An 18,145-nucleotide genomic window follows, 5' to 3' on the forward strand; every position below is an offset into this window, starting at 1 on the left:
GTTGTCCTGGAACGTGTTCGGCGGCTGCCCGGAAGGCGTCCGCGGATGGCCGGAAAACGTCCGCGGTCGTCTAGAAGGCTGCCTCGTCCAGCTCCATCAGGTCCAGTTCTACGCCCTCGGCCACCTTGCGGGCGAGGGTCAGGCCGGGCAGAACGGTGGCCGCGAAGAACTTCGCAGCCGCGATCTTGCCGGTGTAGAAGGCCTTGTCCTTGGCAGAAGCGGTCTCCAGCTTCTCGGCGGCGATGGCCGCGCCCTTGAGGAGGAGGTAGCCGACGACGACGTCGCCGGAGGCGAGCAGCAGGCGGGTGGTGTTGAGGCCCACCTTGTAGATGTTCTTGACGTCCTGCTCGGTCGCCGCGAGGTCGGTCAGCATCAGGCCGACGATGGCCTCCAGCTCGACGGCCGCCTTGGCGAGGTGCTCGCGGGCGCCCGCCAGGTCCTCGCCGCCCGTGCCCAGCGCGAGGAACTTCTTGATGTCCTCGGCGAGGGAGTTGAGGGCCGCGCCCTGGTTGCGGACGATCTTCCGGAAGAAGAAGTCCTGGCCCTGGATCGCGGTGGTGCCCTCGTACAGGGTGTCGATCTTCGCGTCCCGGATGTACTGCTCGATCGGGTACTCCTGGAGGAACCCGGAGCCGCCGAAGGTCTGCAGCGACTGGGCGAGCTGTTCGTAGCCCTTCTCGGAGCCGTAGCCCTTCACGATCGGCAGGAGCAGGTCGTTGAGGGCCTCCAGGGTGGCGGTGTCCTCGCCGGAGGCCTCCTTGACCTGGATCTCGTCCTGGATCGCGGCGGTGTACAGCACCAGGGCGCGCATGCCCTCGGCGTAGGCCTTCTGCGTCATGAGCGAGCGGCGCACGTCGGGGTGGTGCGTGATGGTGACCTTGGGCGCGGTCTTGTCCATGAAGTTCGCCAGGTCGGGGCCCTGGACGCGCTCCTTGGCGTACTCCAGCGCGTTCAGGTAGCCCGTCGACAGCGTGGAGATCGCCTTCGTGCCGACCATCATGCGGGCGAACTCGATGATGCGGAACATCTGCCGGATGCCGTCGTGCTTGTCGCCGATCAGCCAGCCCTTGGCGGGGTGCCGGTCGCCGAAGGTCATCTCGCAGGTGTTGGACGCCTTGAGGCCCATCTTGTGCTCGACGTTCGTCGCGTAGGCGCCGTTGCGCTCGCCCAGCTCGCCGGTCTCGAAGTCGAACTCGTACTTCGGGACGAGGAACAGGGACAGGCCCTTGGTGCCAGGGCCGGCGCCCTCGGGGCGGGCGAGGACGTAGTGGAGGATGTTCTCCGACATGTCGTGCTCACCGGACGTGATGAAGCGCTTCACGCCCTCGATGTGCCAGGAGCCGTCGTCCTGCTGGACGGCCTTGGTGCGGCCGGCGCCGACGTCCGAGCCCGCGTCGGGCTCGGTGAGGACCATGGTGGAGCCCCACTGCTTGTCGACGGCGATCTTCGCGATGTGCTTCTGGACCTCGTTGCCCTCCTCGAAGAGGATGCCCGCGAACGCGGGACCCGAGGAGTACATCCAGACGGCCGGGTTCGCACCGAGCACGAGCTCCGCGTAGGCCCAGATGAGGGAGCGGGGCGCGGTGGAGCCGCCGATCTCCTCGGGCAGGCCGAGACGCCAGTACTCGGAGTCCATGAACGCCTTGTACGACTTCTTGAAGGAGGCCGGCACGGGCGCGGTGTTGGTCTCGGGGTCGAAGACGGGAGGGTTGCGGTCGGCGTCCGCGAAGGACTCGGCCAGCTCGTTCTCCGAGAGGCGCGTCAGCTCCGCCAGCACGCTCTTCGCGGTGTCCGTGTCCATCTCCGCGAACGGACCGGTCCCGTACAGCTTGTCGCGCCCGAGGACCTCGAAGAGGTTGAACTCGATGTCGCGGAGATTCGACTTGTAGTGCCCCATGGCGACGACTCCGTAAGAGATGTGTGCAACGAGATGTGTACTGAGCTGCGTATAACGATGTGTACCAAGCAGTAGCTACGATGATGCTACCCGCCGGTAATAAGACGCAACCCCAAGCCGTCCATCTGTGACTCAGTACTCTTGCCGTCATGTACGGCTACGACCAGAACGTGGGCGCTCAGCAGGGGTACGTCCCGCCCCAGCAGCAGGCCGGTGGCGTGGGCGGCTACGGCCAGCAGCCACCGCTCTACCCCGAGCCGTCCCCGCCCTCGCTCGCGGACGCGGTGCGCGCGTTCACCACCGGGCAGATGGCGGCCGAGGACTTCCAGCAGGTCTTCGCGACCTCCAAGGTGTACTGCCCGCGCGGCGACAACCCGGGCTTCCTCGCCCTCCACAACACCCAGCAGCCGGTGATCCCGATGTTCACCTCGCTCAAGGAACTGCGCCGCTACGCCGGCAAGGAGTCCAAGTACTTCGTGATCACCGGCGCCGAGGTCATCGACCTGCTGCCGACGGGGTACGGCTTCGTCGTCGACATGGAGGGCGAGCACCGGATGGTGTTCGACGCGAAGGCGGTCGAGCAGATGGTGGAGTTCGCGATGCGGAGGATGTACGGCTGATCGCGACCCCGTATCGGCTGCTTTGTCCCGGTGTGAGCCCGGAGGGAATGCCCTCCGGGCTTCTTCTGTTGTGGGGTAGCAGAAAGTTCAACGCTCAACTAAACTCGACGCACAAGGAGGTCCCGACATGCCTGCAGTGACCGTAGAGAACCCGCTGACCCTGCCCCGCGTGGCCGCGCCGGCCGACGCCGTGGCACGTCCCGTGCTCGCCGTCTCGACCGCGCCGAGCGGTTTCGAGGGTGAGGGCTTCCCGGTGCGCCGCGCGTTCGCCGGGATCAACTACCGCCACCTCGACCCGTTCATCATGATGGACCAGATGGGCGAGGTGGAGTACGCCCCGGGCGAGCCCAAGGGCACGCCGTGGCACCCTCACCGCGGCTTCGAGACGGTGACGTACATCATCGACGGCGTCTTCGACCACCAGGACTCCAACGGCGGTGGCGGCACCATTACGAACGGCGACACGCAGTGGATGACGGCGGGCGCGGGCCTGCTGCACATTGAGGCGCCGCCGGAGTCGCTGGTCGTGTCCGGCGGTCTGTTCCATGGGCTTCAGCTCTGGGTCAACTTGCCTGCCAAGGACAAGATGATGCCGCCGCGGTACCAGGACATCCGTGGTGGCCAGGTCCAGCTGCTCACCACCCCCGACGGCGGCGCGCTGCTCCGGGTCATCGCCGGTGAGCTGGACGGTCACCAGGGTCCCGGTATCACGCACACGCCGATCACGATGATCCACGCGACGGTGGCGCCGGGTGCGGAGGTCACGCTGCCCTGGCGCGAGGACTTCAACGGTGTCGCCTACGTCCTGGCGGGCAAGGGTTCGGTCGGTGCGGAGCGGCGTGCGATCCACATGGGCCAGACCGCGGTCTTCGGCGCGGGTTCGTCCCTGACCGTCCGCGCGGACGAGCAGCAGGACGGCAACACCCCGGACCTGGAGGTCGCGATCCTCGGCGGCCAGCCGATCCGCGAGCCGATGGCGCACTACGGTCCGTTCGTCATGAACACCCGCGAGGAGCTGCAGCAGGCGTTCGAGGACTTCCAGAAGGGGCGGCTGGGGACGATTCCGGCGGTTCATGGGATGGGTGAGGGCGGCCTGTAAGCCCCGTAAGGCTCCATAGCGCAGTAGAGCGGTAAGTCCGAAGCCCCGTCCTTGTGTGGACGGGGCTTCGTGTGTTGTGGGCCAGGTCGAGGTGGGTGAAGCCGGCCGTGCTCAGGTCCTCGGTGAGGTGGCGGAGTAGCGCGTGACCGGGGGCTAGGTGGGCGTGGGCGGGGTGTACGGCGGGGCGCAGGGAGTAGCAGCGACGGTCGCGGTACAGGCAGAGTTGGCGGCCACGGTGATCGCGCCCAGTTCCAGCGTGGCGATGAAGGCCGTGTCCGATCCGGTGTTCTGCAGGACCGCCGTCCAGGTCTTCTCGGTGTGTGCCTGGTCCTCGTGAGGGTGCCTGAGGCCGTGCAGATCGAGTAACTCGGCGTAGGCGGTGGTCAGTTCGGTGACGGTCGCGGTGCGCCGGTAGGCCACGTGCCGTCCGGATGCCGTGAGGTTGTCCCAGTCGCGGGTACGGCGGCGGTGTTCTTTGCGGGTCGAGCGGGACATGGCGGCGTAGGCGACGGGCAGGGGGACGTTCGCGCACGGAGTGGGCTCGCACCGCCAACGGGGACTGTCGGTAAGGGACTTGGACCAGGCGCGCGTTGCCGGGATGTCCGTGACCTCGATGACGTCGCCGTCTTCGTCGGCCAGTTGTTCCAGGTGGGTGGTGAAGTGGGCGACGGTGGCGGGGTCTTGGGCTGCGGGGCCGACCGGGCCCACGTATTCCGCGTGCGGTGCGGAGAGTGGCATCAGCCGTTGCGTGCCGTCGGGTTCGGATCGGCGTACCAGTGCCAGGGCCGCTCCCGGCATGGCGAGGATCAGTGGCCGTACCGGCTGCGTCCAGGTGCGTGGCCCACGCCGACAGCCGGGTGGCCGACTGGTACGGCGTTGCCGTGGGGTCCGCCTCGTATAACCGGGGTCAGTCGCGGTCGAGGAAGTCAGGCCGCGTTGTTTCGGCGCCCATTGCGGTGAGTTCCTCTGGACAGCACGGCGGATGGTTGTCGAGAACGTGCCCCCGGCTCCGTCCCAGGGACATCAGCGGCCACCACCGCCCGTACGGGGAAGCCGTAAGGAAGTCGTACGGGAAGAAGGAGAGATCAGCATGGCGATTCAGCGGATGGACAACGTGGGCATCGTCGTCGACGACCTGGACGCCGCCGTCGCGTTCTTCGTGGAGCTCGGTATGGAGCTGGAGGGGCGGGCGGAGATCGAGGGCCCCGTCGCCGATCAGTGCACCGGGCTCGACGGCGTTCGCTGCGACATCGCGATGGTGCGGACGCCGGACGGTCACAGTCGGCTCGAACTGGCCAAGTACCGCAGCCCCGAGGCGACCAGCGACGGTCCGCGCGACCGGCCGCACAACATCCTGGGCACGCACCGCGTCATGTTCGCCGTCGACGACATCGAGGACACGGTCGCCCGCCTGCGCCCGCACGGCGCCGAACTCGTCGGCGGGATCGCCCGGTTCGAGGACAGCTATCTGCTCTGCTACGTCCGCGGTCCGGAGGGCATCATCGTCGGGCTGGCCGAGCAGTTGGGGTGAGGCTGGAGGCTTGTCAGGGGGCGGTGCGGGTTGTCTCCTCGGCCTGCACCGCGTCCTCCTGTGCCGATTCCTCCTGTACCGGCTCGCGCAAGAACGCCGACAGCAGCATCGCCAGCACCGGCACCGTGGCCAGCACGGCGAGCGCGCCCCGGGGACCGTAGTGCGTCGCGATGAGGCCCAGCAGGGGCATGAACAGGCCGCCCGCGCTCATCGCGAGGCCGAGGGTGACGCCGGCGGCGGTGCCGGGGCGGCTGGGGAGGTAGTCCTGGCCGAGCTTGATGAGGACGGCGAACGGGATGTTCGAGATCAGGCCGACCAGCAGCGCGAGGGGCAGCGCGGCGTATTTGTCGTCGCAGATCAGCATGAGCCAGAGGGTGGGCAGCATCGCCGCGTTGCCGATCTGCACGGTGCGCACCATGCCGATGCGGTCCGCCAGCCGCCCGCCGAGCAGGGTGCCGGCCACACCGCCGCCCAGTTCGAGGGTCAGGGCGAGGCCGCCGAGGCCGCTGCTCGCTCCCAGGTGCCGGATCCAGTACAGCGAGATGAAGGTGTTCAGCCCGGTCGAGATGGTGGACCGGACGATTTCGACGGCGGTCAGGGCCGCGAACCGTCCCGGGCGGTCCTTGCCCGGGCGCCGGACCGCCTTGGCCGCCGTAGCGGAGGTGCGGTTGTGGTGGCGCAGCAGGACGAAGCCCATGAGGACGGCGGGCGGGATGAAGAGCGCCGTCGCGCCCATCCCGAGGGTGTCCAGGGCCGGGGTGACCAGCGCCGGGGCGACGAAGAAGCCGACGCTGCCGCCCGCAGCGAAGTAGCTCATCGCGGTGGCGCTGCCCCCGGCCGCGCGGCGGGCGTCGCGGCCCGCCGGCGGGTGGAACATCGCGATGCCGATACCCGCCATGAGCAGGAGGGCGAAGACCAGCGGGTAGGAGGGCGTCAGGCCGGACAGGCCCGCCCCGATGCCCGCGAGGCTCACGCCCAGCGGTGACATCCAGCGCAGCCGGAAGCGGTCGGCCAGCAGTCCGATCGGGACCTGGGGCAGTGCGCTGCCGAGCGTCGCGGCGAGGGCCAGGCCCGACGCCTGTACGTAGCTGAAGTCGCGTTGCAGCACGAAGTAGGGGACCGCGGCGGGTACGAGGCCCTGGTAGAAGTCGTCGACGGCGTGGGCGCTCGCCCAGATCCGCATCCGGCGCCAGTGTCCGGGCGGACCACCCGCCGCACGGGGAGTGTCTGTTTCCTGTTCCTGGAGGGTTGTCACGCATCCACGATGGGCGGGGACACCCCGGGCGCGCTTCCCGTATTCTGCCTATCCATGTCGGAAATCCGCCACGAGCCCGTCGCACCGACCGTCACCTGGTTCCTCGGTGGCGGCGAGACCATCGACCGGCACCGCCACGACGACCACCAGCTGATCTACGTCAGCTCGGGCGTGCTCGCGATCACCACGGAACACGGCTCCTGGATCGCCTCGAACGACCGCGCCGTGTGGATCCCGGCGCACACCTGGCACGAACACCGCTTCTACGGCCGCAGCCGCTTCCACACCGTCGGCTTCCCCGCCCACGACAGAACGCCCCTGCTCGACGCCGAACGCCCCACGGTCGTCGCCGTGGACCCGCTGGTGCGCGAACTGCTCATCGCGCTCACCGGCAGCACGCTTACCGACACTCCCCTCACCCACACCGAGACCCGGCACATCGAGGCGGTGCTGCGTGACAGGCTGCGCCGTGTGACGGCCGAGCCCGTCGCGCTGCCCGCGGCCCGTGACCAACGGCTGGCCGACGCCTGCCGGCTCGTCGAGGAGGACCTGCACGAGCCCTGCACCCTCGCCGAGCTCGCCGGCCGCGTGCACACCAGCGAGCGCACCCTCTCGCGCCTCTACCGCGACGAGTTCGGCATGACGTTTCCGCAGTGGCGCACCCGGGTCCGGATCTTCACCGCGATGGTCATGCTCGCCGAGGGCGCCACCGTCACCGACACCGCCCACGCCTGCGGATGGGCGACGACCAGCGCCTTCGTCCAGACCTTCGCGCAGACGGCGGGCATCACCCCCGGCACCTACCGCGCGGGCATGGACAAGCCGCGGCGTGACGACACCGCGGGTGCTCCGTCCGGGTGACCTGGAGCCGGTCGGCGCATGAAGGTCCCGCGCACGGAAAGAGACCGGCTGAAAGTGGACACCGACCGCAAGGAAGTCACCCGTGCGCATCCGCATGAGTCTGGCCGTCGCCCTGGCCGCCACCTGTCTCGCCCTGACCGGCGCGGCCGGCCCCTCCCAGGCCCGTACCCCCTCCACCGACCAGGCGGCGAGCGCCGCACTCCACCGCGCGGACGAGAACTGCGGGGCCGGGGAGATCTGCTTCTGGCACGACAGGAACTACTCGGGCACCCCCTGGCGATGGAGCCCCGCCTCCGGGTACCGCGACATGCCGTCCAACCTCCACGACCACGTGTACTCCTTCAAGGCCAACGCCAACGGCTGCTTCATCGACTGGAGCCCGCAGGAGAAGCGGGCCGTCAACACCGGTGACTACGCCCAGGCCTACGACACCAACTTCGGCACGCGGATCGACGCGGTAGACACCCGCTGCTGACGTACTGACCTCTCGTCACTCGGGCGGGCCGTCCCCACAGGACGGCCCGCCCGATGCGTGGTCGGGTAGGACCGTGCAGCTTCTCCCCGTTCCCGTACGGCGGCTCGCCGCCTGGTGTGTCGTCCTGCTGCTCGTCTCGGGCGTCGGCTACGTCGGGATCCGGCTCTGCTCCGAGCTGCGGACCGCCGTGACGCCCGTGCTGCTCGCGCTGCTCGGCACCGCGCTGCTCGGGCCGTTGTACCGGCGGCTGGTGAAGGCGCACGTGAACCGGTCCATCGCCGCGATGGTCACCTGCGTCGCGGTCGTCGCCGTGGTCGGCGGGGCCGTGTACATCGTGGTCGCCGCGCTGATCGACACCGGGGACCAGATCGTGTCCTCGCTCAAGGACGCGGCGAACTCCGTCTCCGACCACTTCGGCGCCGCCGGCACCTCGCTGGACGACCTCGCCTCCAACGCCAAGGAACTGCTCACGAAGTTCGGCGGGACGGCCGCCTCGAACGTCATCAGCGGGGTCAGCGTCGTCGGCGAGACCATCGCGATGGCCGTGCTGGCGCTGCTGCTCGTCTTCTTCTTCCTCCGGGACTCCGACCGCGCCGCCGGGCTGCTGCGCTCGCTCGCGCCCCACGGCACCGCCGACCTCGTCGAGGCCATGGCCCGCCGTGCCTTCGAGGGCGTCGAGGGCTTCATGCGCGGGACCACCGTCATCGCCCTCATCGACGCCCTCTGCATCGGCATCGGGCTGCTCGTGCTCGACGTGCCGGGGGCGTTCGGCCTGGCCGCGCTCGTCTTCGTCGGCGCCTACATCCCCTACCTCGGCGCGTTCCTCTCCGGGGCCGTCGCGGTGCTGGTCGCGCTCGCCGACCGGGGTGTCGTCATCGCGCTGTGGGCGCTCGGGGTCGTCCTGGCCGTGCAGGTCCTTGAGGGCCACGTCCTCCAGCCGATGATCCAGAGCCGGACCGTGCAGATGCACCCGGCGGTCGTGATGATCGCGATCACCGCGGGCGCGTCCGTCGCCGGAATCCTCGGCATGCTGCTCGCGGTGCCGCTGACCGCGGCCGCCTTCGGGGTCGTCCACGAACTGCGGGAGCGTTACGCGTCCCAGGACCCGAACTCCGAGACGTCGCCGGTGACCACGCCGTCGCCCGAGCCGTCGGACTCGTAGAGCTCGAACCAGATGCTCTTGCCCTCGCCCCTCGGGTCGACGCCCCAGGTCTCGGCGAGGAGTTCGATGAGGAGCAACCCCCGCCCGGAGGACGCCAGTTCACCGGGGTGCCGCTTGTGCGGGAGGTCGTCGCCGGCGTCCGTGACCTCGATCCGCATCCGCCGCTCGCCCACCTCGCCGGTCACCTCGGCGGTCAGCAGGGCGTCGGCGTCGGTGTGCACGAGGACGTTGGTGAGCATCTCGGAGACGAGCAGGACCGCCGAGTCGACCTGGTCGGCGCCGGTCCAGTCGTGGAGGAGTTCGCGCAGCTGCTGCCGGGCCACCGCGATCCGCTCGGGCTCGGCCTGCGCGACGGTGAGCACCGTACGGCGGATCTTCGGCGGGACGGTCGTCGTGTCGCCGCAGCCGCAGGCCTCGCCCTCGCGGGAGAGCAGGAGTACGGCGATGTCGTCCTCGCGGCGGTCCGCGAGCGGGCCGGTGGTGTGGTGCGAGGAGGGTCCGTGGACCGCCTGGACGAGGGCGTCGGCGAGTTCCTCCAGGTCGCCCTTGTGCTCCTCCAGGATCGTCCGGATGCGCAGCCAGCCCGTCTCCAGGTCGTGGCCGCCGGTCTCGATCAGGCCGTCGGTGCAGATCAGCATGGTCTCGCCGGGCTCCAGGGCGAGCGTGGTCGTCGGATAGTCGGCGTCCGGGTCGATGCCGAGGGGCAGTCCGCCCGCCGTGGGCCGCATCAGCACCGTGCCGTCCGCCATGCGTATCGCCGGGTCGGGATGGCCGGCGCGGGCGATCTCCAGGACCCCGGTCGCCGGGTCGGCCTCGACGTACAGACAGGTCGCGAAGCGCGGGTCGGCCTTCTCGGCGTCGCCGTTGGTGATGCCGTGCAGGAAACGGGAGGCACGGGAGAGGACGGCGTCCGGGCGGTGCCCTTCGGAGGCGTAGGCGCGCAGGGCGATGCGGAGCTGGCCCATCAGCCCGGCGGCGCGCACGTCATGGCCCTGTACGTCACCGATGACCAGCGCGATCCTGCCGTTGGGCAGCGGGATCATGTCGTACCAGTCGCCGCCGACCTGGAGGCCGCCGCCGGTCGGGATGTAGCGGGCGGCGACGCTCATGCCCGGGATCTCCGGGCCCAGCGTGGGCAGCATCGAGCGCTGGAGCCCGTCGGTGAGCTCGCGCTCGGACTCGGCGACCCCGGCGCGGGACAGGGCCTGCGCGAGCATGCGGGCCACCGTGGTGAGGACCGAGCGCTCGTCCGGTGTGAAGGCGACCGGGTAGGTGAAGGCGGCCATCCAGGCGCCCATGGTCCGGCCCGCCACGGTCAGCGGCAGGAACGCCCAGGACTGCCGGTGGAAGGGCTGGGCCAGCGGCCAGGTGACCGGGTAACGCTCCTTGTACTGCTCGGGCGTGGACAGATAGACGGCACGGCCCGTCCGTACGACTTCGGCGGCCGGGTAGTCGGTCACCATCGACATGTGCGAGAACGGGTCCTCGTCGCCCGGCTGATGACCGTGGTGGCCGATGATCGTCAGACGGTCGCCCGATACGCCGAACACCGCGAGGCCGTCCGGTGAGAAGCCCGGCATCGACAGGCCCGCCGCGACCCGCAGCACCTCCGCCGTGGACCGCGCCTCCGCGAGCGCCCGGCCCGCGTCCAGGAGGAACGCCTCGCGGGAGCGCCGCCAGTCACCGGTGACCGCGGTCCGCCCGGCCGGGGTGCCCGGCGTGGGCTCGGTGACCTCCTGGAGCGTGCCGATCAGCTCGTACGACCGTTTCTCGGGGTTGTAGGACGGCTTGGAGCGGCTGCGGACGACGCGGATGACCCGGCCGCGCTCGTCCATGATCCGGATGCGGACCTCGGCGAGGGTGCCCTCGGCGACGGCCAGACCGACGACCCCCGTGATCTCGTTCCAGTCCACGGGGTGGAGTCGGGCCCGGGTCTGGGCCTCCGTGAGGGTGGTCTGTTCGGGGGGCAGCCCGAGCAGCCGTGCGGCCTCGGCGTCCACCGTGACCAGCTCCGAGGCGGTGTCCCAATGCCACAGACCGGTCGCGAGGGCGGCGAGTACCTCCCCCACGGCGGGCAGGGGCTCACCAGTGCGCATTGCCCCACTGTAAGAAGAGGAGATCGATAAGTGCCACTGATGGCGTCCGTGGTTAATGGTGGGGAGGCGCTCCATGGGTGGCCGGTACCCTTGGGAGGTCCGGGCTTCGGCCCCGGACGTTTCACGTGAAACACTCCCCGATCCGCGAAGGCTGGATGAACGACGATGCATCGGTACAGGTCCCACACCTGCGGCGAGCTCCGCGCCTCTGACGTCGGCACCGACGTCCGGCTGAGTGGCTGGCTGCACAATCGGCGCGACCTGGGCGGCATCCTCTTCATCGATCTGCGCGATCACTACGGCATCACGCAGCTCGTCGCCCGCCCCGGCACGCCCGCGTACGAGGCCCTCGACAAGGTGACCAAGGAGTCGACGGTCCGCGTCGACGGCAAGGTCGTCTCCCGCGGCACGGACAACGTGAACCCGGATCTGCCGACCGGTGAGATCGAGGTCGAGGTCGGCGAGGTCGAGCTGCTCGGCGCGGCCGCCCCGCTCCCCTTCACGATCAACACCGAGGACGGGGTCAACGAGGAGCGGCGCCTGGAGTACCGCTTCCTGGACCTGCGCCGCGAGCGCATGCACCGCAACATCATGCTGCGGTCCTCGGTGATCGCCTCGATCCGCTCGAAGATGGTCGCCCTCGGCTTCAACGAGATGGCCACCCCGATCCTCTCGGCGACCTCCCCCGAGGGCGCACGCGACTTCGTGGTCCCGTCCCGCCTGAACCCGGGCAAGTTCTACGCCCTTCCGCAGGCGCCGCAGCAGTTCAAGCAGCTGCTGATGATCTCCGGCTTCGACCGCTACTTCCAGATCGCGCCCTGCTTCCGGGACGAGGACGCCCGCGCGGACCGCTCGCCGGGCGAGTTCTACCAGCTCGACGTCGAGATGAGCTTCGTAGAGCAGGAAGACGTCTTCCAGCCGATCGAGAAGCTGATGACGGAGCTGTTCGAGGAGTTCGGCGGCGGCCAGCCGGTCACCTCTCCCTTCCCGCGCATCCCGTTCCGCGAGTCGATGCTGAAGTACGGCTCCGACAAGCCGGACCTGCGCGCCAAGCTCGAACTCACCGACATCACCGACGTGTTCGAGGGCTCGGAGTTCAAGGCCTTCGCCGGCAAGCACGTGCGCGCGCTGCCGGTGCCGGACGTCTCGGCGCAGCCCCGCAAGTTCTTCGACCAGCTCGGCGACTTCGCGGTCACGCTCGGCGCGAAGGGCCTGGCCTGGGTCCGCGTGACCGAGGACGGTTCGCTGACGGGCCCGATCGCGAAGTTCCTCACCGAGGAGAACATCGCCGAGCTGACCAAGCGCCTGTCGCTGGCCTCCGGCCACGCGGTGTTCTTCGGCGCGGGCGAGTTCGAAGAGGTCTCGAAGATCATGGGCGCGGTGCGGGTCGAGGCCGCCAAGCGCGCCGGCCACTTCGAAGAGGGCGTCTTCCGCTTCTGCTGGATCGTCGACTTCCCGATGTACGAGAAGGACGAGGAGACCGGGAAGATCGACTTCTCGCACAACCCGTTCTCGATGCCGCAGGGCGGTCTGGAGGCCCTGGAGACCCAGGACCCGCTGGACATCCTGGGCTGGCAGTACGACATCGTCTGCAACGGCGTGGAGCTGTCCTCCGGCGCGATCCGGAACCACGAGCCCGACATCATGCTCAAGGCCTTCGAGATCGCGGGCTACGACCGTGACACCGTCGAGGAGCAGTTCGCGGGCATGCTGCGCGCGTTCCGCTTCGGCGCCCCGCCGCACGGGGGGATCGCCCCCGGCGTCGACCGCATCGTCATGCTGCTCGCGGAGGAGCCGAACATCCGCGAGACGATCGCGTTCCCGCTCAACGGCAACGCGCAGGACCTGATGATGGGCGCGCCGACGGAGCTGGACGAGACGCGGCTGCGTGAGCTGCATCTGTCGGTGCGGAAGCCGCAGCCGAAGTAGTACGCGGCTGGCGGTAGTTGAGGCGTTTAGGCCTTGAGGCGTTGGGGCTCGGAACCGGCATCGGTTTCGAGCCCTTTCGCTTACGCACAGGATTCACAGCGCATTCTCATGTTCATGTCATGTCGGGCGCCCCTAGCGTCCCCGGCATGACGGATTCCCGAGTACCCCCCACGGATTCTCAACCCCCCACGGCTTCCGAAGTCCCGGAACCCGGAGGCCAGTTGGCCCGCCGTACGGTCCTGGTGGCCGGCGGCGCGGCGGTGACGGCGGTCGGCGTAGGCGGCGTGCTGTCGGCGAACGCCTCCGCGCAGGAGGCCACCCCGGCGCCCGCGGCGGCGACCTCGACCGAGGACACCTGCTACACGCTCACCTCGGAACTGGTCGAGGGCCCGTACTACATCGACGCCGACAAGATCCGCCGCGATGTGACCGAGGACCAGCCCGGTATCCCGCTCGCCCTGGACCTCAAGGTGATCGACGCGGACACGTGCAGACCGCTGCGCAACGCGGCCGTGGACATCTGGCACTGCAACGCGACGGGCGTCTACTCCGGCTACGAGGCGGGCGGCGGCGGTGGCGGCCCGGCCCCCACGGGCGCACCGCCGTCGGGCACCCCGACCGGCACCCCCACGGGCGGCCCGCCCGGCGGCGGCGGAGGCCACCAGGAACCGACCGACGACGACCGCTTCCTGCGCGGCACGTGGCACACGGACCACCACGGTCACGTCGGCTTCAGGACGGTCTTCCCGGGTTGGTACCAGGGCCGTTGCGTCCACATCCACGTCAAGGTCCACGTCGCCGGCGAGTGGACGGACGCGGGCTACGAGGGCGGCCACACCTGCCACACGGGCCAGCTCTTCTTCGACGAGAAGTCGGTCATCGCGACGTCGGTCCTGGAGCCGTACGTCTCGAACACGACGACCCGAACGACGCTGACGGAGGACGGCATCTATCCCCAGAACGGCCACGAGGGCGGCCTGTTGTACCTCCAGTACGACAGGCGGCACATCGGGCGGGGGGTGCGGGCGCGGCTGACGTTGGGGGTGGCGCCGGATCAGACGAACGACGGGGAGGGCGGTGGGGGGCCGGGCGGGCCGGGGGGACCGAGCGCGTCGGCGTCACCGTCACCGTCGGCTTAGACCGGCTGACGAAGGCACGGCCTATCCCGACCCCGTACGTCTTTCACGCCTCCCACGCCCCTCCCGGCTCACCGCCATGGAAACCTCGCAGCCGACGCACAGGAATATCGATGTGCCTGCACAGAGGCAGGGCGTGTCATGGACGTACGGGGTCGGATCCGCCCGGCCCGTGACCATGTGAAGGCCTGGAGGAAGCGATGGGATACGCCGTGCTGCTCGCACTGCTGTTGATAGCCGGGGCGGCGTTCGCCGTCGTCGCACAGCGTCGCTCGCGCCGGGCCCGCGGCGACTCCGACCTGTCCGACCTGGACGCGGAGGTCGAGGCCAGCGGCTGGGTACTGCGGCTCGGCGCGAGCCTGTCGGTCCCCGAGGCGCGGATCTGGGCGGGCGCGGGCGAGACGGCGACGCGAGCGCTGACCGATGCCGCCGAGTGCCACCGCGCGGCGGGCGCGCAGCTGGCCGCGGCCCACACGGCGGGCGAGTACGCGGAGGCGACGCGGGTGGCCAAGGAGGGGCTTGGCCATGTCGCTACGGCGCGGGCGGCGCTGGGGGTGGCCGCCGTAGCGGCGTAGGCGTTCGGCGGGTTCAGCTGCGGCGCTGCCACCAGCGTCGCTTGCGGGGCGGCACGACGGGCGCGGGAGCCTCGGCTCCGAGTGCGTCGAGGGCCTGCCGTATCGCGTCGAAGGTGACGACCGGGTGGTGCCCGAAGCCGTGCTCGTCGGGCGGCAGCGCGACTCCGACGCAGACCAGCTTGAAGCTGTCGTCGTCGAGCGGGACGGACATGAACACCGGGGCGCCCACGCACCCTTGGGGGAGCCGGCCGCCCCAGCGCACGGTTCCGTCGGCGGCGCGGGCGACTTTCCCGACCACCGCGACCTGATCACGGGCACCGCCGTCAGGGTCCACGTCATGACCGAGGACATACGCTACGACGGGTTCCGCGCCGATACGCGCGATGTCCCCGTCCCTGGCCGCGATGCCGTCGGTTATCTCGTCGGTGTTCCAGCGCCAGCCCTTGCGGTCGGCGTACGCGTGCAGACCGGCGGTGGGCATGATCGCGACGCCCAGATCGCCCAGGTGGGTCCAGCTCTCGGCGAAGTCGGTCATGACCAGCTTCTCGGCGCTCGGAGCCGGGTCGCACAGCGACGGCCGTATGGTCACCTCGGCGAAGTCGACCCCTCGGGTGGACTCCCCGGCCGTCACGAGGAACTGCCGGACGACGTCGCCGTCCGGTGCGCTCTCCACGAGTTCGTTGAACCAGAACAGCGTCGCGTGACCGCCCTCCCGGTGGGCTTCCTGGAGGGGCAACGTCGCGCCACCGATCCGTCCGACGATGGCGTCGACGGTGGCTTCGTGAAGGCTGGGGAGTTCGGGCATGCGCGGGAGCCTATGCGTTGACTGTCGGCTCCGACGACAGGTTATGCACCGGGCTGGGGATCTTCAGAGGTCTCGACGAACAGCTCCTCCGCCGTGGAGGCGGTCAGGGAACGGTCGAACCAGAGGGTGAGGGTGTCGAGGTCGGAGCAAGAGGTGATGCGTTCCCGGATGTCGTCGGGGACGTCGATGCCGTGCTTCTCCAGTACGCGCAGGATCAGCGAGGCGCGATCCTCGGTCTTGCCCTCCAGATACTTCTCCTCGAAGAGCGTCCCGTGGCCCGGGAAGTGGGTGATGACGTTCGACATCAGCTCTCTCCATTTCTCCTTGGCCGGAGTGTTCTCCAAGCCGACTTCCGTTACTTCGAACCAATACGCCGTGGTGTCCGGGTCGAATGACAGGAGTCCGCGGGCCAGCGTCTCCAGTATGGCGGGCGCTCGCCGGTCGTCGCTATGGACGATGGCCGAGAGCACCGCCAGGGCCGGCTGCTGAGTCACCGACGACTCGTCGTTGATCACAGGGACGGTGCCCGGCCCCAGTACGAACGGCCTCGTGACCTGGGTCGACCATGGGCCGACAGCGCACTCGAAGGGGCCGGCTGCCCATTTCGCTGTCGACCGGTCCCGGCAGACGGCCACCAGCAGCACCGGCATGTCGTACTTCGCGCTGAGGTGCGCCACGTAATAGGCCCAGCTCTTCGCCTTGTCCGGGTCCTTCTTGGTCTGGGACTCGATGGCTAGCAGGAAGCTCTCTCCCATGGCGGGTTCGAACTTGAGCACCGTGTCCACGCGGCGTTCCAAGGGCCGGATCTCGGTGGCGTCGGGTGTGATCGAGCCGAAGTCCGACTTGGCGGGCGGCGGAATGCCCAGCGACTCGAAGACGAGGGTGAGGGCCTCCGGATGTTCCTGGAAGAGCCGGTGGGTCGCCTCGTGGGTTGATGTGACCATGTGCGCAACCTAGGTGGATCAAGGACCGGGTTGTCCGGCCGATCGGGAGGGGTTCACTCTTTCGAGGGGCGAGTGAACGTTCAGGCGGCCGTGGTCAGTTCGCACCAGACGTACTTGCCCTTGCTGCCGTTCCTGGACAGCGGCTGCCAGCCCCAGAGGTCGGCGCAGGCCCTGACCAGGCCCAGACCCCGGCCCTCCTCCAGGTCCAGGTGCTTGGCCAACTCCCTTGGGGGTTCCGGGGGTTCGGGGTTCGCGTCCCAGGCGCCGATGCGGAGGGTGCCGGGTTTCCAGGAGACCCGCAGGATCACGGGACCTTGCGTGTGGCGTACGGCGTTGCCCACCAGCTCCGTTGCGAGGAGTTCGGCGGTGTCTACCAGGGCGATCAGTCCGTGCATCGTCAGGATCAGGCGGAGGGTGCGACGGCAGACGGTGACTGAGCGGAGGTCGTGGGGGATGGTGAGGGTGTATTCCCAGGGCGCGGATGGTTCTTTGGATTCGGGCATACGTGACTCCTGCTCAGGGAGGGGGAGTTGGCGTGTACTGCGGATCGGTGGGCGGTGGCTTGTCGCGGCCGGCATGGCATGGCGGGGCGGTGCGCTTCCGGGGTCCCGGGGTTCCGCAGGGTGTGCGTCGCGTCACTGACGGTAGAGAATAAAGTTAGTACGGCGCAACCTGTTGTCGTAACCTGGTCACCCAATGTGGTGGAAGCGGGAGGCGTAGGTGCCACGGAAGCAGCCGACAGCCCGACAGCGGCGGCTGGGGCGGGAGTTGCGCAGGCTGCGTGAGGCGGCGGGTCTGACGGCGCGCCAGGCGGCGGAGTCGCTGGGCACCATCTCGGTGACGATGAGCCAGATCGAGTCGGGGGTCGCCGGTGTCAGTGAGGCGCGGTTGCGGCGGATCGCGGCTCAATACACCTGTGCAGATACCCAGTTGATCGATGCGCTGGTGGAGATGGCGACGGAGCGCAGCGATGGATGGTGGGAGGAGTACCGGGACATCCTCCCGCCGTCATTTCTGGACTTGGCGGAGCTGGAGTACCACGCGACCTTCGTCCAGGAGATCGGTACCGCGCATGTGACGGGACCCCTGCAGACCGAGGAGTACGCACGTGCCGTTTTCACCTACTGGCGGCCGGAACTCCCGGCGAGCGAACTGGAGGCGAGAGTCGCGCACCGTATGCATCGTGGGGCGGTCCTGGCGAGAGACGGCGAGTCGCCGTACACGGCTGTGTTGCACGAGTCCGTCCTGCGGACACGGGTCGCCGATCGGCGCGTGGCCCGGGATCAACTCGACCAACTGCTAAGGCAGTCCGAGCGCCCTGGTGTCACCGTGCGCGTGATCCCGTTCGACGTCGACGGGTTCGGAGGTGCGAGTGCTGCGCTGTTGTACGGAGGCGGACGCGTACCGGCGCTGGACACCGTGCAGAAGGACACTCCGTCCGGAGCGGCGTTCGTGGATGCGGCCGCACAGCTTCAGGCGATGCGAACGCTCTTCCGTAAAGTGGAGTCGGCCTCGCTGGAGCCCGCCCCGTCGCGGGACTTCGTCCACCGTCTCATCAAGGAGCTGTAGCCGTGATCCAGTGGCAGAAGTCCACCTTCTCAAGCGGCTCGGACGGGTCCTCCTGCGTCGAACTCGCGCACACTGACGCCGCGTTGCTGCTCCGCGAGAGCGACGACCCGAGTCGAATACTCCCCGTTACGGCCATCAGCCTTGCCGGACTCCTGCGTCATCTTGGAGCCGACCCGCGATAGTGGAAGGAT

General features: G+C 69.3%; 19 protein-coding genes. 11 read left to right on the forward strand and 8 right to left on the reverse strand.

Translation table 11 applies throughout. From position 1 onward, the window contains the following. Positions 1–70: 70 nt before the first annotated feature. The gene (locus tag ACIBK4_RS47565) at positions 71–1,897 is read right to left on the reverse strand and encodes an acyl-CoA dehydrogenase (protein WP_399005911.1); all 1,827 of its coding nucleotides are present in this window, start codon (positions 1,895–1,897) and stop codon (positions 71–73) included. 149 nt (positions 1,898–2,046) lie between these two features. Between ACIBK4_RS47565 and ACIBK4_RS47570 the strand changes: the two genes are divergently transcribed. Both ACIBK4_RS47570 and ACIBK4_RS47575 read left to right on the forward strand, forming a co-directional pair. Then, on the forward strand, positions 2,047–2,517 hold the full coding sequence (locus tag ACIBK4_RS47570; RefSeq protein WP_366433167.1) for an SseB family protein: 471 nt from the start codon (positions 2,047–2,049) through the stop codon (positions 2,515–2,517). 127 nt (positions 2,518–2,644) lie between these two features. Next, positions 2,645–3,616, forward strand: a complete 972-nt coding sequence (locus ACIBK4_RS47575) for a pirin family protein (RefSeq protein ID WP_078622785.1) — start codon at positions 2,645–2,647, stop codon at positions 3,614–3,616. On the opposite strand, the gene ACIBK4_RS47580 is transcribed toward ACIBK4_RS47575, so the two are convergent. Both ACIBK4_RS47580 and ACIBK4_RS47585 read right to left on the reverse strand, forming a co-directional pair. Next, positions 3,513–3,833 (reverse strand): GNAT family N-acetyltransferase, encoded by a 321-nt coding sequence (locus ACIBK4_RS47580; protein ID WP_399006011.1) that lies wholly within the window; start codon positions 3,831–3,833, stop codon positions 3,513–3,515. The genes ACIBK4_RS47575 and ACIBK4_RS47580 overlap by 104 nt on opposite strands. Then, positions 3,770–4,354, reverse strand: a complete 585-nt coding sequence (locus ACIBK4_RS47585; RefSeq protein WP_399005914.1) for a hypothetical protein — start codon at positions 4,352–4,354, stop codon at positions 3,770–3,772. The genes ACIBK4_RS47580 and ACIBK4_RS47585 overlap by 64 nt, the downstream gene beginning before the upstream one ends. Before the next feature lie 352 nt (positions 4,355–4,706). Here ACIBK4_RS47585 and ACIBK4_RS47590 point away from each other — a divergent pair, with 352 nt between their 5' ends. Beyond that, complete coding sequence (locus ACIBK4_RS47590) at positions 4,707–5,147, forward strand: VOC family protein (RefSeq protein WP_399005916.1); 441 nt, start codon at positions 4,707–4,709, stop codon at positions 5,145–5,147. A 13-nt stretch (positions 5,148–5,160) separates the two neighbouring features. Here the strand turns inward: ACIBK4_RS47590 and ACIBK4_RS47595 are convergent, their stop codons facing one another. Then, entirely contained in the window at positions 5,161–6,330 is a 1,170-nt protein-coding gene (locus ACIBK4_RS47595) for an MFS transporter (protein WP_399006013.1), read from the reverse strand. 126 nt (positions 6,331–6,456) lie between these two features. Between ACIBK4_RS47595 and ACIBK4_RS47600 the strand changes: the two genes are divergently transcribed. The 3 genes from ACIBK4_RS47600 (at position 6,457) to ACIBK4_RS47610 (ending at position 8,900) form a co-directional block, all read left to right on the forward strand. Beyond that, positions 6,457–7,263 carry an AraC family transcriptional regulator gene (locus ACIBK4_RS47600; protein ID WP_399005918.1) on the forward strand — a complete coding sequence of 269 codons (807 nt, stop codon included), beginning with the start codon at positions 6,457–6,459 and terminating at the stop codon, positions 7,261–7,263. Positions 7,264–7,345: 82 nt separating this feature from the next. Next, on the forward strand, positions 7,346–7,738 hold the full coding sequence (locus ACIBK4_RS47605) for a peptidase inhibitor family I36 protein (RefSeq protein WP_399005920.1): 393 nt from the start codon (positions 7,346–7,348) through the stop codon (positions 7,736–7,738). Between the two features lie 73 nt (positions 7,739–7,811). Further along, positions 7,812–8,900: an AI-2E family transporter gene (locus tag ACIBK4_RS47610; RefSeq protein ID WP_399005922.1), complete on the forward strand. Its 1,089-nt coding sequence runs from the start codon at positions 7,812–7,814 to the stop codon at positions 8,898–8,900. On the opposite strand, the gene ACIBK4_RS47615 is transcribed toward ACIBK4_RS47610, so the two are convergent. Continuing rightward, positions 8,828–10,996, reverse strand: a complete 2,169-nt coding sequence (locus ACIBK4_RS47615) for a SpoIIE family protein phosphatase (RefSeq protein ID WP_399005925.1) — start codon at positions 10,994–10,996, stop codon at positions 8,828–8,830. The genes ACIBK4_RS47610 and ACIBK4_RS47615 overlap by 73 nt on opposite strands. 165 nt (positions 10,997–11,161) lie before the next feature. Here ACIBK4_RS47615 and aspS point away from each other — a divergent pair, with 165 nt between their 5' ends. The 3 genes from aspS (at position 11,162) to ACIBK4_RS47630 (ending at position 14,636) form a co-directional block, all read left to right on the forward strand. Further along, positions 11,162–12,925: an aspartate--tRNA ligase gene (aspS, locus tag ACIBK4_RS47620; RefSeq protein ID WP_399005927.1), complete on the forward strand. Its 1,764-nt coding sequence runs from the start codon at positions 11,162–11,164 to the stop codon at positions 12,923–12,925. 146 nt (positions 12,926–13,071) lie between these two features. Then, complete coding sequence (locus tag ACIBK4_RS47625) at positions 13,072–14,064, forward strand: intradiol ring-cleavage dioxygenase (protein WP_399005929.1); 993 nt, start codon at positions 13,072–13,074, stop codon at positions 14,062–14,064. Between the two features lie 197 nt (positions 14,065–14,261). Beyond that, entirely contained in the window at positions 14,262–14,636 is a 375-nt protein-coding gene (locus ACIBK4_RS47630; RefSeq protein WP_399005931.1) for a hypothetical protein, read from the forward strand. Positions 14,637–14,649: 13 nt separating this feature from the next. Here the strand turns inward: ACIBK4_RS47630 and ACIBK4_RS47635 are convergent, their stop codons facing one another. From ACIBK4_RS47635 to ACIBK4_RS47645, 3 genes are all read right to left on the reverse strand, one after another. Then, positions 14,650–15,441, reverse strand: coding sequence for a hypothetical protein (locus tag ACIBK4_RS47635; protein WP_399005933.1), 792 nt, complete (start codon positions 15,439–15,441; stop codon positions 14,650–14,652). Between the two features lie 41 nt (positions 15,442–15,482). Further along, the gene (locus ACIBK4_RS47640; RefSeq protein WP_399005935.1) at positions 15,483–16,385 is read right to left on the reverse strand and encodes a hypothetical protein; all 903 of its coding nucleotides are present in this window, start codon (positions 16,383–16,385) and stop codon (positions 15,483–15,485) included. Between the two features lie 80 nt (positions 16,386–16,465). Beyond that, positions 16,466–16,888 carry an ATP-binding protein gene (locus ACIBK4_RS47645; RefSeq protein ID WP_399005937.1) on the reverse strand — a complete coding sequence of 141 codons (423 nt, stop codon included), beginning with the start codon at positions 16,886–16,888 and terminating at the stop codon, positions 16,466–16,468. A gap of 217 nt (positions 16,889–17,105) precedes the next feature. Between ACIBK4_RS47645 and ACIBK4_RS47650 the strand changes: the two genes are divergently transcribed. Then, complete coding sequence (locus tag ACIBK4_RS47650) at positions 17,106–17,954, forward strand: helix-turn-helix domain-containing protein (RefSeq protein WP_399005939.1); 849 nt, start codon at positions 17,106–17,108, stop codon at positions 17,952–17,954. A 2-nt stretch (positions 17,955–17,956) separates the two neighbouring features. Next, positions 17,957–18,136 carry a DUF397 domain-containing protein gene (locus ACIBK4_RS47655; protein WP_399005941.1) on the forward strand — a complete coding sequence of 60 codons (180 nt, stop codon included), beginning with the start codon at positions 17,957–17,959 and terminating at the stop codon, positions 18,134–18,136. Positions 18,137–18,145: the final 9 nt, after the last annotated feature.

Source organism: Streptomyces sp. NPDC050528 (assembly GCF_044457795.1).
GTDB lineage: Bacteria > Actinomycetota > Actinomycetes > Streptomycetales > Streptomycetaceae > Streptomyces.

Coding starts and splice junctions, on each gene's coding strand:
- ACIBK4_RS47565 (WP_399005911.1), bottom strand. CDS start 1,897: ATGGGGCACTACAAGTCGAATCTCCGCGACATCGAGTTCAACCTCTTC.
- ACIBK4_RS47570 (WP_366433167.1), top strand. CDS start 2,047: ATGTACGGCTACGACCAGAACGTGGGCGCTCAGCAGGGGTACGTCCCG.
- ACIBK4_RS47575 (WP_078622785.1), top strand. CDS start 2,645: ATGCCTGCAGTGACCGTAGAGAACCCGCTGACCCTGCCCCGCGTGGCC.
- ACIBK4_RS47585 (WP_399005914.1), bottom strand. CDS start 4,354: ATGCCACTCTCCGCACCGCACGCGGAATACGTGGGCCCGGTCGGCCCC.
- ACIBK4_RS47590 (WP_399005916.1), top strand. CDS start 4,707: ATGGCGATTCAGCGGATGGACAACGTGGGCATCGTCGTCGACGACCTG.
- ACIBK4_RS47595 (WP_399006013.1), bottom strand. CDS start 6,330: ATGCGGATCTGGGCGAGCGCCCACGCCGTCGACGACTTCTACCAGGGC.
- ACIBK4_RS47600 (WP_399005918.1), top strand. CDS start 6,457: ATGTCGGAAATCCGCCACGAGCCCGTCGCACCGACCGTCACCTGGTTC.
- ACIBK4_RS47615 (WP_399005925.1), bottom strand. CDS start 10,996: ATGCGCACTGGTGAGCCCCTGCCCGCCGTGGGGGAGGTACTCGCCGCC.
- aspS (WP_399005927.1), top strand. CDS start 11,162: ATGCATCGGTACAGGTCCCACACCTGCGGCGAGCTCCGCGCCTCTGAC.
- ACIBK4_RS47625 (WP_399005929.1), top strand. CDS start 13,072: ATGACGGATTCCCGAGTACCCCCCACGGATTCTCAACCCCCCACGGCT.
- ACIBK4_RS47630 (WP_399005931.1), top strand. CDS start 14,262: ATGGGATACGCCGTGCTGCTCGCACTGCTGTTGATAGCCGGGGCGGCG.
- ACIBK4_RS47635 (WP_399005933.1), bottom strand. CDS start 15,441: ATGCCCGAACTCCCCAGCCTTCACGAAGCCACCGTCGACGCCATCGTC.
- ACIBK4_RS47640 (WP_399005935.1), bottom strand. CDS start 16,385: ATGGTCACATCAACCCACGAGGCGACCCACCGGCTCTTCCAGGAACAT.
- ACIBK4_RS47645 (WP_399005937.1), bottom strand. CDS start 16,888: ATGCCCGAATCCAAAGAACCATCCGCGCCCTGGGAATACACCCTCACC.